The sequence below is a fragment of the Dyadobacter sp. CY351 genome, from assembly GCF_021502625.1.
Classification (GTDB): domain Bacteria; phylum Bacteroidota; class Bacteroidia; order Cytophagales; family Spirosomataceae; genus Dyadobacter; species Dyadobacter chenhuakuii.
Window position 1 is genome coordinate 579,069 of the sequence record NZ_JAKFFU010000002.1, and the last position, 15,507, is coordinate 594,575.

Annotated in this window: 14 protein-coding genes; 5 read left to right on the forward strand and 9 right to left on the reverse strand. The window is 45.5% G+C overall.

Features of this window, described 5'->3' with window-relative positions; all coding sequences use genetic code 11:
* Complete coding sequence (locus L0660_RS04480) at positions 1 to 2,409, reverse strand: endonuclease MutS2 (RefSeq protein ID WP_235158338.1); 2,409 nt, start codon at positions 2,407 to 2,409, stop codon at positions 1 to 3.
* A 97-nt stretch (positions 2,410 to 2,506) separates the two neighbouring features.
* Positions 2,507 to 3,025: a hypothetical protein gene (locus tag L0660_RS04485; RefSeq protein WP_233795756.1), complete on the reverse strand. Its 519-nt coding sequence runs from the start codon at positions 3,023 to 3,025 to the stop codon at positions 2,507 to 2,509.
* Between the two features lie 145 nt (positions 3,026 to 3,170).
* On the opposite strand from L0660_RS04485, the gene L0660_RS04490 reads away from it, so the two are divergent.
* A complete protein-coding gene (locus L0660_RS04490) occupies positions 3,171 to 3,467 on the forward strand; it encodes an iron-sulfur cluster assembly accessory protein (protein ID WP_235158339.1) in 297 nt (98 codons plus the stop codon).
* 13 nt (positions 3,468 to 3,480) lie between these two features.
* Here the strand turns inward: L0660_RS04490 and L0660_RS04495 are convergent, their stop codons facing one another.
* A complete protein-coding gene (locus tag L0660_RS04495; protein ID WP_026630910.1) occupies positions 3,481 to 4,053 on the reverse strand; it encodes an NUMOD4 domain-containing protein in 573 nt (190 codons plus the stop codon).
* 138 nt (positions 4,054 to 4,191) lie between these two features.
* On the opposite strand from L0660_RS04495, the gene L0660_RS04500 reads away from it, so the two are divergent.
* Positions 4,192 to 4,551: a CoA-binding protein gene (locus tag L0660_RS04500; protein WP_235158340.1), complete on the forward strand. Its 360-nt coding sequence runs from the start codon at positions 4,192 to 4,194 to the stop codon at positions 4,549 to 4,551.
* 5 nt (positions 4,552 to 4,556) lie between these two features.
* Here the strand turns inward: L0660_RS04500 and L0660_RS04505 are convergent, their stop codons facing one another.
* The 5 genes from L0660_RS04505 to L0660_RS04525 all read right to left on the reverse strand — a co-directional run bounded on the left by L0660_RS04505 (position 4,557) and on the right by L0660_RS04525 (position 8,627).
* On the reverse strand, positions 4,557 to 5,558 hold the full coding sequence (locus L0660_RS04505; RefSeq protein WP_235158341.1) for a 3-oxoacyl-ACP synthase III family protein: 1,002 nt from the start codon (positions 5,556 to 5,558) through the stop codon (positions 4,557 to 4,559).
* 54 nt (positions 5,559 to 5,612) lie between these two features.
* The gene (gene pssA / locus L0660_RS04510; protein ID WP_235158342.1) at positions 5,613 to 6,332 is read right to left on the reverse strand and encodes a CDP-diacylglycerol--serine O-phosphatidyltransferase; all 720 of its coding nucleotides are present in this window, start codon (positions 6,330 to 6,332) and stop codon (positions 5,613 to 5,615) included.
* Positions 6,333 to 6,335: 3 nt separating this feature from the next.
* On the reverse strand, positions 6,336 to 6,974 hold the full coding sequence (locus L0660_RS04515; protein WP_235158343.1) for an MBL fold metallo-hydrolase: 639 nt from the start codon (positions 6,972 to 6,974) through the stop codon (positions 6,336 to 6,338).
* Between the two features lie 150 nt (positions 6,975 to 7,124).
* Positions 7,125 to 7,826, reverse strand: a complete 702-nt coding sequence (locus L0660_RS04520) for a hypothetical protein (RefSeq protein WP_235158344.1) — start codon at positions 7,824 to 7,826, stop codon at positions 7,125 to 7,127.
* 96 nt (positions 7,827 to 7,922) lie between these two features.
* Positions 7,923 to 8,627, reverse strand: a complete 705-nt coding sequence (locus tag L0660_RS04525; protein ID WP_233795763.1) for an SAM-dependent methyltransferase — start codon at positions 8,625 to 8,627, stop codon at positions 7,923 to 7,925.
* Positions 8,628 to 8,708: 81 nt separating this feature from the next.
* Between L0660_RS04525 and L0660_RS04530 the strand changes: the two genes are divergently transcribed.
* Positions 8,709 to 9,140: a hypothetical protein gene (locus L0660_RS04530; RefSeq protein WP_235158345.1), complete on the forward strand. Its 432-nt coding sequence runs from the start codon at positions 8,709 to 8,711 to the stop codon at positions 9,138 to 9,140.
* On the opposite strand, the gene L0660_RS04535 is transcribed toward L0660_RS04530, so the two are convergent.
* Complete coding sequence (locus tag L0660_RS04535; RefSeq protein WP_235158346.1) at positions 9,133 to 9,909, reverse strand: alpha/beta fold hydrolase; 777 nt, start codon at positions 9,907 to 9,909, stop codon at positions 9,133 to 9,135. The genes L0660_RS04530 and L0660_RS04535 overlap by 8 nt on opposite strands.
* Positions 9,910 to 10,318: 409 nt before the next feature.
* Here L0660_RS04535 and L0660_RS04540 point away from each other — a divergent pair, with 409 nt between their 5' ends.
* Entirely contained in the window at positions 10,319 to 13,669 is a 3,351-nt protein-coding gene (locus L0660_RS04540) for a carboxypeptidase regulatory-like domain-containing protein (protein ID WP_235158347.1), read from the forward strand.
* Positions 13,670 to 13,879: 210 nt separating this feature from the next.
* On the forward strand, positions 13,880 to 15,424 hold the full coding sequence (locus L0660_RS04545) for a tail fiber domain-containing protein (RefSeq protein WP_235158348.1): 1,545 nt from the start codon (positions 13,880 to 13,882) through the stop codon (positions 15,422 to 15,424).
* Positions 15,425 to 15,507 lie beyond the last annotated feature (83 nt).

Here is a 15,507-nt window from a genome sequence, read left to right on the forward strand (position 1 = left end):
CTATTTCAATTTCACAATGGTAACACCAGCCCCGCCGCGGTCCGGATGCTCGTCCTGCATGCCGGAAACTTGCGAGTAACCCCTCAAATGGTTCCTTACCAACGTCCTGAGTATTCCGTCACCTTTACCGTGCACAATGCGCAATTCGTCGTAGCCGAGCATGATGGCGTTGTCCATGAATTGGTCCACAAGCCCCAATGCTTCTTCCCCGCGTTTGCCGCGCATATCCAGATTGAAACTGAAATTGAGCATACGCTCATTCAAATCAACGCCCTTAGCACTGGTTTTTAACTTCTTTTCGCCTGTTGCGGCTTTGTAAGTTTTGTTGGAAACCTTTTCCAATCGATTCAGCTTAATGGTAGATTTCAGGTCACCGATCCGCACTTCGGCGTCTTTTCCTCTTAATCCAATGACCTCACCAATAGCCGTTTGGCCCACAATCCGGACATAACTGCCAGGGATAATGTCGCCGCTTTCGGGTTCAAAAATGTCCTCTGCCGGTGCCAGTTCGGTCACTTGTTCCAGTTCAAGGTTTTTCTTGCCAAATTTTTCAAGCTCAACCCTTACTGTTTTTGTTTTTTCCTTTTCGGCTTTATTTTCTTTAATCTCCCGGATCGTGTTTTCAATCAGCTGGTTAGCGTCGGAAATGAGCGTTTTAGCTTTTTGCTTTGCCTCGTTAACGATCTTTTTCTCATTGTTATCCAGCTTTTCTTTCAGTGCCGTGTAGTCAGCAAGTTGTTTGGCCAGCTTGCGCTCCTTAATGCCTACTTCAATGTTCTTTTCGGCAAAAACCCGTCTTTCAATGTCGAGCTCTTTCAACAATTTTTCAAAATTCACCTGCTGCGTTCCCAGCTTTTCCTTCGCCCGGTCAACCACAGCATTCGGCAGCCCTATTTTAGAAGCAATTTCAAATGCAAAAGAACTGCCCGGTCTTCCTATTTCGAGTTGATAAAGCGGCTCCAAATGCTCACCGTCAAAACGCATGGCACCATTCACAAGGCCTTCGGTTTTGTCCGCAAGCACTTTCAGGTTGGTGTAATGCGTATTGATTACTCCATATGCACCTGATTTGGTCAGGTTTTCCAGGATTGCTTCCGCTATTGCTCCGCCAAGTCCCGGCTCCGTTCCGGTTCCGAATTCATCGATCAGGAAAAGCGTGCGCCTGTTGGCCATGGCCAGGAAATGGCGCATGTTTGTAAGATGCGAACTGTATGTACTCAGGTCATTTTCAAGTGATTGCTCATCACCGATATCAATGAAAATGTTTTGGAAAAAACCCATTGTAGAACCTTCTGCAACCGGCACCAGCAAGCCGCATTGGAACATATATTGAATCAAACCCACTGTTTTCAACGACACCGATTTTCCACCTGCATTTGGCCCGGAAACAATGAGTATGCGTTGCTTTTCCTGCAATTCAATATTAAGCGGAACCACTTTCTTGCCTTGTTTTTGGAAAGAAAGATGTAATAACGGGTGCCTTGCATCACGCCAGTCGATAAACTGCTTATTGAAAAAAGGCGGGTTAATCGCACTCATTTCAGCAGCGAGCTTTGCCTTGGCCCTCAGGAAATCCATCAAGCCCAAAAAGCCATAGGCCTTTTGCAGATCCGGGACGTAAGGCCGGAGCTGTGCCGTAAGTTCCAGTAGAATCCGGTTAATCTCGCGGCGTTCCTCGTATTCCAGTTCACGGATCTCGTTATTGGATTCAAAAACATCCGTTGGTTCTATGAATACGGTTTGCCCGGTGGCCGACTCGTCGTGCACGAATCCCCGCAGCTTACGCTTGTGTTCGGCGGCAACGGGAATAACCATCCGGCCATTTCTTATGGTCAGCGAAACATCGTCGCCAACCCAGCCATTGCTCCGTGCCGATTTCAGGATCGTATCCAGCTTTTTGCGAATGCCAGCCTGTTCGGATATAAGCCTTTTTCTGATGCGCGATAATTCCGATGAAGCCGAATCGCGGATCTGCCCCCGATCATCAATAATGCGGTCAATGGCGTCCGTAATGGCCTTGTCGACGCGGATTGTTTTAGCATACTCACCCAGGATCGGGTAAGCTTCCGGCTCTTCATTTGCAAAAAAGCGAAGGCAAAGTCTGATAGTGAGCAGCGAAACTTTAATGTCAGAAAATTCGGCCTGCGTGAGCAGCATTCCCTCAATGGCCGCGCGTTTCAGAAAGGAAGTGGCGTCAATGTAATTTTGAGAAGGGAAATTTTCACCGATCTGCATAATCTTCTGCATTTCAGCTGTTTGGCTTACCAGTTTTTCGACAAGCCCGAAATTTTCCGAAAACTTGATTTTCTCAACGTAACTCTGCCCGAGCGGGCTTATACAAGCTTCTTTGAGCCGCTCCCGCAGCTTGTCGAAGCCTAATTTTTGTTCTAATGTATTGGGATAAAGCATTTTTTATGGCTATCGGCCTGCGGCAATCCGCTTTCGGCCTGAAATATTGTAAAACATAACGCAATCCGACAGCCATGACCCGACAGCCGGTTGCTTTTTAAAATAAAGTCCTGATTTCTTCTTTCAAGACCTTTAATGCATGCGCCGAAGGCTGCACTTCTCTCTCGATCACGTGCGAAAATATTTTTTTTGCAAGATCCGCAGGAGGAGAGTCCGCAGCCACTTCCGTAGAAGCCTGGTTGATAACTGCAACCATTTCGTTCATAGCGTTCGTGACCTGTTCCCATGCATTGCTGCTGATATACATTTGCTGCGCAACATTATGATTGTATTCTTCGCGGATCTCGTGCAGCAGGATCTGTTGCAATTCCAGGGCGCTCATTGCCGAGGGCACCAGTCTTATCAACAAATTATTAGGTGCTATGCGTTCTAGAAAGAGGCACATGCGTTCGTAAGCCTGCAACCTTAACGGAAGTGTAATGTCGGTATGTTTGCCGCGGATTTCCCATCTTTGCTTATCCGACAACTTGGATGCTACGGTTGTAATGGTTGCATAAATGCCGAAGATTATGGCGAGGCCAAGCACGACAATAACAAGCAGTGAATAATATTCCATCGTTTTTAGAATGCTGATTTTAATCAATAAACCGCAAAATTAAAGGAATAACTGCATTAAGCAGAGAATTATTTGAAATAGCGAATGGATTAACAGCCTTTCGTGTTCATGGAGATACTTAACACAACATTGCATCAGATTTCAAATGGAAAGCCCTGTTCAGCTTACAGAGAAGGCCAAAACGGAAATAAGGACAACATTAGCCGCCAATAAAATTCCAGATACTTACGGATTAAGGGTCGGACTCAAAGGCGGCGCATGCAGCGGTTCATTTCTGCTGGGTTTTGACACCGCAACCGAGCATGACCAGACTTATATGGTGGACGATATCAAGATCTTTGTAGACAGGCGACACCTTATGTACGTAATCGGTTTATCTGTCGATTTCGAGGAAGGAGCGAACGGCACTGGTTATACGGTTTCTACCGAGGAAAAAGTGTAATTAAGTATTTGCTTTAATCTTCAATGGTTACATGTTTCCAGTTTTCTCCCGAACGAATCCTGTTAAGCTGCGTATGCGTGATGCCAAACTGCTTTGCAATCATTTTTAAGCGGTTATTGTCGTTCTTTAACAGCTTCTTAATGATCCTTACCTTGCTTTCCGTCAGTTTATAATTTTTAGTCCTTCTTGGAATAACACGATTGATAAAAGCAGGGTTTTCCCGGTTGTGGTCGATCATTTCAGCTTTTGTAACCCATTTCAGGTTCTCGAAATGGTTGTTTTGTTTTTCAAAATCCGAGTGGATCACGAAGATGTGCTCATCGCTTGGTTTGTCAACAAAATGCTCCGCTACGAGCTTGTGCACGTATCTGTTGATCGTTTTTCCGCCTGTTACCCGTATATTTAATGACCTGTAACCTTGTATTACAGAGCCTTTTATCACTGCGCCTTCTTTTGGATTATTCTGAAAGCTCTTTAATCTGCCGTAATTTGATACTTCGTAATGAGGAGCGTTCTCGATTTCGTCGAAGATAATTTTTGCCCACTTTTCGTTCCAGAAACTCCGACCTACATTTGACTCATTCATTTTGATACAATATATAATAGTTTTTAAAGCTGATTTTAGTACTCACTCACACGATCTGTTGTCTTGGAAACGATTTTGCATCTTTTCGATGTTAATGAGCAAGGAATATGATTCCATTTGTTCACTAAATCTAAAAGTATGAAGCGCACGCTTATCCTCGGAGCAACCTCAAATCCCACCAGATACGCTTATCTGGCTGCACAAAAACTCAGAACCTACGGACATCCGATTTTGCTCCTTGGCCGGAGAAAGGGAACTGCATTAGGTGAAGAAATTCATTTGGACAAACAAGATTGGAAGGATGTAGATACGGTGACGTTATACATTAATCCAACCCATCAGCCCGAATATTACGATTATATCCTTTCTTTAAACCCTAAACGCGTCATCTTCAATCCCGGTACAGAGAATCCTGAATTTAAAAGCATCCTTAAAGATAAAAATATCATACCAATAGAGGGATGCACGCTAGTAATGCTTTCAGTTGGCCAATATTAGTCTATTTACCACCTGATCAGCGCAGAAGCCCACGTAAACCCGCTTCCGAAAGCAGCCAGACAAATCAGGTTTCCATCTTGTAACCGGCCCTGCTCCCAGGCTTCCGCCATGGCGATGGGGATGGAGGCAGCCGTGGTGTTACCGAAACGTTGAATATTATTAACCACCTGTGTTTCAGACAGCCCTAATTGCTGGCGGACATAGTCGCTGATGCGGATATTGGCCTGGTGCGGAACCAGTAAATCAAGATCGCTTTGCTGGAATCCATTCGCTTCCAGGGCCTCATTGATCACCTCTCCGAAACGGACGATTGCGTGCTTGAAAACCGCATTTCCATTCATATGAACATTGAAACCGCCCTCGTCGAGCATTTCTTTTGTGGCAGCCCGGCCAGGGCGGCTGCTGCCTGGTTCTTTCACATATAAATCTTCTGCAAAACGCCCGTCTGCGTGAAGGTGTGTAGATAATATACAATGTTGGGGATCTTCAGTGGCGGTAAGAACCGCTGCCCCAGCGCCGTCTCCGAAGATTACGGCGGTGTTTCTGCCGGCCGTGGTCTTGTCAATCCAGGAAGACTGGATCTCGCTGCCAATCACCAGTGCTGTCTTATACATGCCGGAGCGGATGAACTGATCAGCAATGGAAAGCGCATATACAAACCCGGAACATTGCTGACGGATATCGATCACCGGCTTCCCGTCCATGCCTAGCTCGCGCTGCATTAAAAAGGCGGAGCCGGGAAAGAAATAATCGGGTGTAATGGTGGCGTAAACTATAACGTCGATGTCGTTGGGCTCTAAACCCGCGTGTTCCAGTGCCTGCCGGGACGCTGCGGCGGCCATGCTGTAATTGGTGTCCTTTCCATGCTCAAAGTAGCGCCGTTCGCGGATTCCGGTCCTTTCCTGGATCCATTCATCCGAAGTCTCCATCCATTTGGTCAGGTCATTATTGGTGACAATGTTATCAGGCACGTAATAGCCAAGACCGGTTATTTTAGAGAAAGCCATACTTTTGTTGCGAAGAATTACTTGAAAACACCCGTGACAAAGTTGCAATAAAAACTAAATGTTACCAATTGATCTATCCTTTTTCGTGACATTATCCACCACCGAAAGCAGGATGTAAAGAATGATAATGGCGGGCACTGCAAGGATTTTAAGCGTCAGGATCAGGATTACCGTCGATGCGATAAGCAAAAACCGGAATTCATTCCCCTTCCAGCCGAAATGCTTGAATTTCAATGCGATCAATGGCATTTCCATGACCAGCATGAACGACATTACAACGGATAAGATGAGGAGATTGGTGGTGTTGACAATAATGTCTTTCCAGAACGGATCTTCGGTCAACAGGATAACCGGAAGCGATGCGATCAGCATTGCGTTGGCCGGTGTGGGCAGGCCAATGAAGGAATCGCTCTGGCGGGGATCATTGTTAAACTTCGCCAGCCTTAGCGCTGAGAATATGGCAATGATAAACGCAGGATAGGCTTTCCATATGCCGAGCAGGTCCGGAATGCTTTGCATCAGGAGCTGATAAACGATAATGGCAGGCAGCAATCCGAATGTTACCATGTCGGCCAGCGAGTCAAGATCTTTTCCGATGGCAGAACTCACTTTCAATAGCCTCGCCAAAAAGCCGTCAAAAAAATCGAAAATAAGTGCTATGCCTATTAAAATGCAGGAAATAACCAGATTATTATGAAACGCTTCTGCGACGCCTATGCACCCGCATAGCAGGTTTGCACAGGTGAGGGCGTTGGGAATGTTGCGGCGGATCATGGGTTATTTGAAAAAAGGGTTGTTCTTCTTCTCGAAACCAATGGTCGTTGCCTGCATATGGCCTGCGTAAACCTTATAGTCATCAGGCAATGTAAACATTTTGGTGCGAATGCTGTTGATTAAAATCTCATGGTTTCCTCCCGGCAGATCCGAACGCCCGATGCTCATGTAAAACAGTACGTCACCGCCAATTACGAAATGATCGGCATGGCTTACAAATGCAACGTGTCCGGGAGCATGGCCGGGGACAAAAATGACTTCCAGCTCAGTTGTACCGAATTTCACAATTTCTCCTTCGGTCAGATAACGGTCAATTTCGGGCTCGTCAAACTGGTAAAAGCCATAATTGGAAGCGTAAGTTTTAACGGCTCGCAGGTAAGGTTCATCGATCTGGTGCAACGCGAAGGGAATGTTATATTTCCGTTTTACAGCTGCAACGCCCAGGACATGGTCAATGTGTGCATGCGTGTTGATGATCGCGACCGGTTTCAGGCCATTTTTTTCAATAAAACCATATAATTCTTCGTATTCATCTTTCTCCACACAGCCCGGATCAATGATGACCGCCTCGCCCGTTTCGTCATAAAGCACGTATGTATTTTCCTGAAATGGGTTGAATGTGAAAGTCTGAACGGTCGTCATTTTATATGGATAAGAGCTGCAATAGTTTCGGACGAAGTTACAAAACACTTTGCAAACAGACCTGAAAGATGCCCTGAATGTGCCAAAAACAAAAAGCGCCGCTACATTAAAAATGCAGCAGCGCTCTAAATCATAAGTTGCCGGGAACCGTTATTGCGCAGATATAAATGCTTTGACCCGGTCGTAATAAACGGTGTTGAGACCTTCATAACCGGAATCAACGCCCACAAAGAGCCAAATCTCACCATTCTCGTTCGCCTTCACGGCAAATGGTTTCGTGTTGGACTTTTTAGTGAGCCTGAATGCGCTCTGAGTGCTTTCGTTGGTTGCGTTTCCAAGGATAACCGCATCAACGCCTTCCTCCGACTGGGCTCCCTTGTCAAGATTGAATTCGTATGTTCCACTTACCAGTCTCCGGCCTGGCTGAACACCGGACGCGCCGGCTTTCAGAAACATGGAACCGCCGGGAGCGCCGCCGGCGCCTAGGCCGTCTTCGGGGTAATTTGTTGCAATGGTCACTTCAAATGTGATGTTGTAAGTCTGGTTCGCATTAAAGCCGGTCAGTCTCTTTTTGAGATACATAAACATATCATCACTGCGATTTGACGCCTCAACGAAATAGGCGTATTTGCTCGTATCCAGGCCGGTTGGCAGCCGTGAGCGGACCGCTAACATGCGAAGTGTTGAAGAATCGGTGGTTGTGTCGTATTCAGCAAACTCAGCTGCCCAGCCATCCGTGCCGGTTTCAAAAGCGGAATCAGAGATAAATACGGCATTAAGCGAATCGTCGTCCTTGCACGATGACATGAAAGCTGCCAGCGGAAAGACCAAAAACAGGATCCATTTTTTCATGGTGGAGTAAAGTTTGTAGTTGAGTTATTGACTTTAATTACCATTAAGATCAGTTCCCCGCACAGATGGTTGGAAAGATTGTATAACATTTTAGCATTATCCAATCAAGAAAATCGAAGGTTTCTTGTGCAGATCAGGCTTGGCCGACTTCCAGTTTTTGACAGACATCGTCTTAATAAACTCATCCTCAGCCGTCACATTAGCAGCAATACAAAGCATGGTATCCGGTGCGCAGGATTCGAGGATCGCCTCTAAAAATGTGTTGTTACGAAATGGTGTTTCCATGAAAATCTGCGTCTGGCCGGTTTGTCTAGAGTCGCGTTCCAACTGCTGCAAAGCTTTTTTCCTGTCGGACTTATCAATGGGCAGATAGCCGTGAAATGCAAAAGACTGGCCGCTCAACCCAGAAGCCATCAGCGCCAGCAAAATGGAGGAAGGACCAACCAATGGCACCACCTGAATGCCCAGTATATGAGCCAGGCCCACCGCCACGGCGCCGGGGTCGGCCACGCCCGGGCAACCCGCTTCCGACAGCACGCCCGCATCCTGGGTAAGTGCCCGCAAATGCTCCCGCGTAATGTGCTCAGGCGTATCCTTATGCAGCTCGATAAATGTTAGTTCGTCAATGACCTTACCTAACCGGAGGCCGCTGATAAAGCGCCTGGCCGTCCGCACATTCTCTACAAAAAATACATTCAGATTTTGGATCGTGCTAAGAATCTGAGGGCTTAGCACTTTCTGCTGTGTATCATCTGCAAGGATGGTCGGGATAAGATAAAGCTTAGTAGGGAGTTGATTCATAAGTTAATGTGAAATTTAAATTTTCTTCCAACCTTATTCACCTGATTTGTTTCATATGTGAAATAACAAAGTTAAAAGACAATGAAACAGTTACTATACATACCCTTCTGTATCGCCCTGTTGTTATCCTGTAAAAAAGACACAATGGAGGCAATGAACGCCCCGGAGCTTTTATCTGTTCAGGGCAAATGGTATCTCACCGCAGTTGAGAAAAACGCCATCGACGGCAGAAATAAGGTCTGGGAACCCATCGACCTCGCCAAAGCAGACACGCTGATCTTCCGTTCCGACGGTGTGATGCTGGACACGGACGGGAAACCGCGTTGCTGCGCCCCGGGAATGCTCATTATCAATGATCAGGTAATGCCTGTTAAGCCGCAGGTCGCGCTTCCGCCGAATCCGTTATGCGTACTCGTCAATTGTGTTAATTGTCCCAGTTGGGATATAGAGCTATCCGGTCCTGAAATGATCGTTACGCCGTGCAATAATCAGCGGCTTAAATATGTCAGGTAGTTTCTTCCAGAAATTTCAGCAGCGCGTCAACAAATGCTTTCGGTTGCTCCGCCTGCACCCAATGTCCCGCGTCGGCAATGCTTTCGAGCCGGGCATTCGGAAATATTTTTAGTATCCCTTCCCAGTCTTCATCAACAATGTATTTGGAGTTTTCACCCTTGATAAAAAGGGTGGGAGCTTCAATTTTTTGTTTAGAAACAATCTCTGATCCTACCTTGCTCATATCGGATGTGAGGATTGGCAAGTTAAACCGCCATCCGAAACCACCTTCGTCTTTCCTGTATAGATTTTTAAGCAAAAACTGACGCACCGCTAAAATCGGCTCGTATTCGCTTAATATCTCATCCGCCTGGTTCCTGCTTTCGATTTCGTCGATAGGAATTGCATTAAGTCCTTCCAATATTCTTTTATGATGGATAGGGTAGGCTTTGGGTCCTATGTCCACAATGACGAGCTGTGTAAGGGTTTCCGGGTAAGTCACAGCGTATTCCATAACGGTTTTGCCGCCCATGGAATGGCCGATCAGAACAGGATCAATGATTTGGTGCTCTTCCAGAAAACCCTTCAAATCTGCTGCCAAGGTCGGAAAATCCAGATGTCCCTCGTGCGGGGAACGTCCGTGGTTGCGCTGGTCGACGAGATATACCTGGAAGCCGTGTTCAGAAATGGTCTTGCCAATTGTAAGCCAGTTGTCGAGAAAACCGAAAACGCCGTGGAGAATAATCACAGCTCTTCCGCTTTCACCGATCTGTTTATAGTTGAGTTGCATTATGTATTGAAAATGGTTTTAATAGTCGAAATGTAAAAGTCGGGCTATTTATAAGAAGGACAAAACCAGGCCGGTTTTAATTCAACATTGATTTTCCAGGATCTTTTTGCGGGTGTTCCAAAAAATTATTTTTCAACCGAAAAAACTGGTTAGCAGATCAATAATTGCTTTAAAAAGCAATGGGGCGGATCCGCTGGTTTGTTAACAATTTCTTAATCTTTGTAATATTGAATAATTGGTACAGAATTATGTATTATTCCAACAAATCAAGCAGTTACGCCGATTAGTATTGTATTTTAGTAGGATTTGCAATTTTGTTATTGAAATAAAAAAGAATTTATTTTACGGTAAATATTACTCATCGCCTTTGATGAAGCTACTAATATTAAAAACCAAATCAACTAATTTTATGAACGTGAAAAGTTTACTTTTCAGGGCAGCGAGCTTTGCGCTGGTTGTCTTCTTAATGTCCCTGCTGAGTCCCGAAGCCCGGGCGCAGGTTACTTCATCAGCAATTACAGGTCGTGTGGCAGACAGCAAGGGAGATGTGCTTCCGGGAGCAACTGTCGTAGCGATTCACGTTCCCTCAGGAAGTAAGTATGGTTCCGTGACCAACGAGCAGGGACTTTACACGATTCCGGCTGTTCGTGTCGGTGGCCCTTACACTGTAACAGTTTCATTTGTAGGGTTCAGCGACAAATCACAAGAAAACATTTTTGCCAACCTGGGAACAGCGGCTAATGTTAATTTCGATTTGCAAGACGGTTCTACTGAACTTAGTGAAGTGGTTGTGACCGGTGCCGGAAGCGATATTTTCAGCTCGGACCGCACGGGAGCAGCAACAACATTCAACAAGGGCTTGCTAACCAGCCTGCCCACATTGGGAAGGACACTGAACGACATTACCAAATACAATGCATATGGCAATGGCCGCTCATTTGGAGGCCAGGACAGCCGCTACAACAACTTTACCATCGACGGTTCTGTTTTCAACAACGGTTTCGGATTGGGTAGCGAGGCGGCAGCGGGTGGCCGGACAGGTTCTTCTGCGATATCCCTGGATGCAATTGAAGAGGTTCAGATCAACATTGCTCCTTATGACATTCGTCAATCGGGTTTTGCGGGAGCGGGTATTAACGCGGTAACGCGCTCAGGAACAAATGAATTCTCAGGTTCGGTTTTTCATTTTTTCAAAAACAAAAACCTGGCGGGGGACAAAGCGGACGGTAACAAGATCAACGTTACGGAATTCAGTGAGAAAACAACCGGATTCCGTTTGGGCGGGCCGATCATTAAAAACAAACTTTTCTTCTTCGTTAACGGTGAATTTGTAAAACGTTCGAGCCCGGCATTGGATTTTGTGCTTAACCGCGGACAGTCAGGAGACAATGTTTCCCGCACAACTGCTGCTGATCTTGAAGATCTTGGCGCATTTATGAAGGATAAATTCAAGTATGATATCGGTGCTATCGATGGTTTCAACAATGAGAACAAGAGTAATAAATTTCTTGCGCGCATTGATTATAACATCAGCGACGCACATAAACTGACATTGCGTTACTCGCACCACGATTCGGATTCGGACGTGTTGATCAGCCAGAGCAACAGCAGTAACACAGCAGGATTTGGTAACCGTACCAACTCATTGTCAGCAATTTCTCCTCAGAATACGGGCTACATTATCCAGGATAACACGCGCTCTTTCGTAGCGGAACTGAACTCCAATTTCGGAGGAAAATTTGCCAACAACCTGATCGGAACATTCAATAAGCAGATCGAAGACAGGAAATACAAAGCACCAATTTTCCCAACCGTAGAAATCCAGAAAGACGGATCAACTTACACGACAATCGGTTCCGATCCTTTTACACCGAACAACCGTCTGGATTACTCCACATTGAACATTACGGATAACCTGACTTACTTCGCCGGAAAACACACATTAACAGCGGGTGCTTCTTTCGAATATTTCAAATCGAACAACCTGTTCTTCCCGACTTCGAACGGGGTTTACGTGTTCAAATCGATCCAGGATTTTAAAAATGCAGCCAATGCATATTTGGCTAATCCAAACCTGACAGTTGCGCCGGACACATTGGTTCGTTTCAATTATCGCTACTCATTGCTTCCGGACGGTTCTGCACCTTGGCAGGAATTCAAGACACAGACATTTAGTTTGTATGTTCAGGACGAATATCAGGTTGCGCCAAATTTTAAAGTTACAGCAGGTCTTCGCGGAGATTATATCACCATCCCGAACACTTCGAAACAATATTACAATGCTGATGTAGCCGCATTGACATTCAAAGACAATGAAGGTGCAGACTATAAGGTGAACACAGGTAATGTTCCGAAAGCGCGCATTTATCTTTCGCCTCGCCTTGGTTTCAACTGGGACGTGAAAGGAAACAGAATGACACAGGTGCGTGGGGGAACAGGTTTATTCTTGTCAAGAATTCCTTACGTATTGATATCCAACCAGTTGGGTAACAATGGCGTGAACTCTGCAACAATCCAGGGAAGTAACACAGTGAACTTTCCGTTCACATTGGACCCGTCGAGATACAACCCGGATTCAGCTTCAAAATTGACTGGTTACCAGGTGAATGCTTCGGATGAAAATCTTAAATTCCCACAGGTTTGGAAAAGCAACATTGGTATTGATCAGCAGCTTGGCTGGGGCGTTATAGCAACGGTAGAAGGTATTTTCAACAAAAACTACAATGCACTCCGCTATATTGACGTGAACCTTAAACCTGCAACTGCTCAGTTTGCTGGCACAGACTCACGTGACCGTTTTCCTGCATCAGGACTGTCCGGACAAGCTGCGACTGCGGCGCGTCTTATCAACAGAGATGTTTCAAACGTTTACGTCCTGACAAACACCAACAAAGGATACTCTTACTCGATCACAGGAAAACTGGAAAAAGCGGCAACCCGCGGCTTTGGTGGAATGGTGGGCTATACTTACGGACAGGCAAAAGACATCGCTTCTGTTTCCAGCACAGTGGAAGGCAACGTGCCGGGGATCAATGGTTTGAACAATCTGGATCTTGCGTGGTCTGGTAACGACCTGCGTCACCGTTTTGTAGGTTACGTATCTTACAGAAAAGAATATGGTGGCAAAATCGGCGGGGCAACAATGATCACATTAGGCGGTGTTTCCAACAGCGGAACGAAGCTTTCTTACATCAGCTCGACGGATATGAATGGTGATGGTCAGAACAATGACTTGCTATATGTGCCGAAAAGTGCTTCCGACGTTAATTTCGTGACTTCTACTACAACTGTAAATGGAAAGACCTACACGTTCTCACCAGAACAGCAAAAAGAGGCTTTCCAGAACTATATCGACAGCCATCCTTATTTGTCAAAAAGAAAAGGACAATATACAGAGCGTAACGGTGGTGCATATCCATGGTTAACCCGCTTTGACCTGACCGTTGAACAGGATTTCTATGTAAAAGTGGGTGCAAAAGATAAAAAGAACATTATCCGTTTGCGTGCCGACGTTTTCAACATTGGAAACATGATCAACAACAAATGGGGCGTAGGCAACCAGGTAACGGTCTCTTCCAACTCAACACAGTCGACCCCGCTTAACTTCGCAAGTGTTTCTGCGGACGGCGTTCCTTCATACAGAATGGGGACACAAGTAATTGGTGGCGAGACAGTTTTGGTTCGTGATGCTTTCGTTAAAGGTCGCACGATCAATGACGTTTGGCAGGCACAAATCGGTATCCGTTATATTTTTAACTAGGGACCAGCTTCGCCACTCCCTTGAATAACACAAGATGTCTGTTCCGAGCCGGGACAGACATCTTGTGTTAATATCCCGCTAAGTTTTGCCGTTGGGTAAACGTCCTTTGCCGATTACTCAACGAATTTAAAACCGGCTGGTTTTTGACCAATATTCGCGCTGCGCACAACAACGTGCGGTCAAGCTAGAGAGTCAAAAACAAATATAAACATGAAGAGCAAAATCTCCTTTCTTCTGAAACATGAGGCAGCAAAAAATGCAACCAGGTATCTCGTTAAGACCTTGCGAAGTGCGCTTATCTGCTTATTTTGCCTATCCGCAATTCCATCTTTTGCGCAAGTCCCAAATCTATTTAGTTTTCAGGGTGTCGCCAGAAACGGTGAGGGCAAGATACTTGCCAATAAATCCATTAATCTCCGAATAACAATCCACTCGGAAAGCTCGGCCGGGCCATCGGTCTACCAGGAATTACACAATGCGATGACGTCTCCACAAGGCATTTTTAATATCGCCGTGGGTGGTGGTAATGTGCAAAGTGGCAATTTCTCGACCATCGATTGGAAAATAAGCGCTCATTTTATTCAAATAGAAATGGACCCGGATGGTGGAAATAGTTTAATTGATTTAGGAACGACGCAGCTTTTAAGCGTGCCTTATGCACAGCATGCTAACGAAGCAAGTCGCTGGCAGAGAAGCTATCCAGTCGTTCAGAAATTTGAAATTGGATCTGACATAGATATAAATGACCCCAATGATCCTGACATACAAAAATATTTGTTACCTCATGTAGGTGAAGGTCAGAGACTTATTTGGTATCCCGCAAAAGGAGCATTTAGAGCGGGCTCCTCCAATGGTGTTACCTGGGAGGAAAATGCAATAGGGAACAATTCTACGGCCTTTGGAAGTAGTAATCTTGCCCTTGGATCCGAGAGTATGGCTTTTGGTCTCTCGAATCAAGCTACTGGAAACTCCTCCATTGCTTTTGGCGAAAACACTTCTGCTTCGGGGATGGCTTCGGCCTCACTGGGGAATTCAACAAATGCATCAGGGTATGCTGCGATTGCAATGGGAGTAGGGACTGTGTCGAAAGTAGAAGGTTCAATAGCAGCGGGAATTTATAATGATGTCTCAGATAATCCTGTAAGTGCACAGTTGCCATTAGATCGAATTTTCCAAATTGGCAATGGAATCTCTATCCAAAGAAGCAACGCCCTCACGGTCCTAAGAAACGGCTTCATGGGTATAGGCCAGAGTGCAAAGGATCCGAAATACTTTCTCGACGTGGCAGGACGAGCGAGAATTCAACACAATGGTGAAACGGCCGGAGTATTTTTTAATAATTCAGCTAATGCAGCCGCTGGTTTTGTAGGAATGGTAAATGACAATGAAATCGGATTTTTTGTAGGTGGTGGCTGGAAGTATTTTGTAAATAGCAATGGCAATGCCACTTTAACTGGCACATTAAGCCAAAATTCAGATCGTCGCTTAAAGCGCGATTTCAATCCCTTGACTTCAAGCCTCGGAAAAATTAATACGTTAAAGGGTTACCAATACTATTGGAAAGACGGTCAAAAGGATCAAAGCCTGCAAACTGGCTTAATTGCGCAGGAAGTGGAGACTAGCTTTCCGGAGTTGGTGACAACGGATACGGAAGGGTTTAAATCAGTAAACTACATGGGGTTGATCCCGCATTTAATTGAATCGATTAAGGATTTGAAGGCCGAGGTTGAGAGGCTGAAAAAAGATAGAGAATAAGCAATCGTGCATTCGAATGAATCGTCGATAAAAGGGAAGATTTAAAAGTAATTAAGTGAATAATAACCGCTGCAAGATTCGTC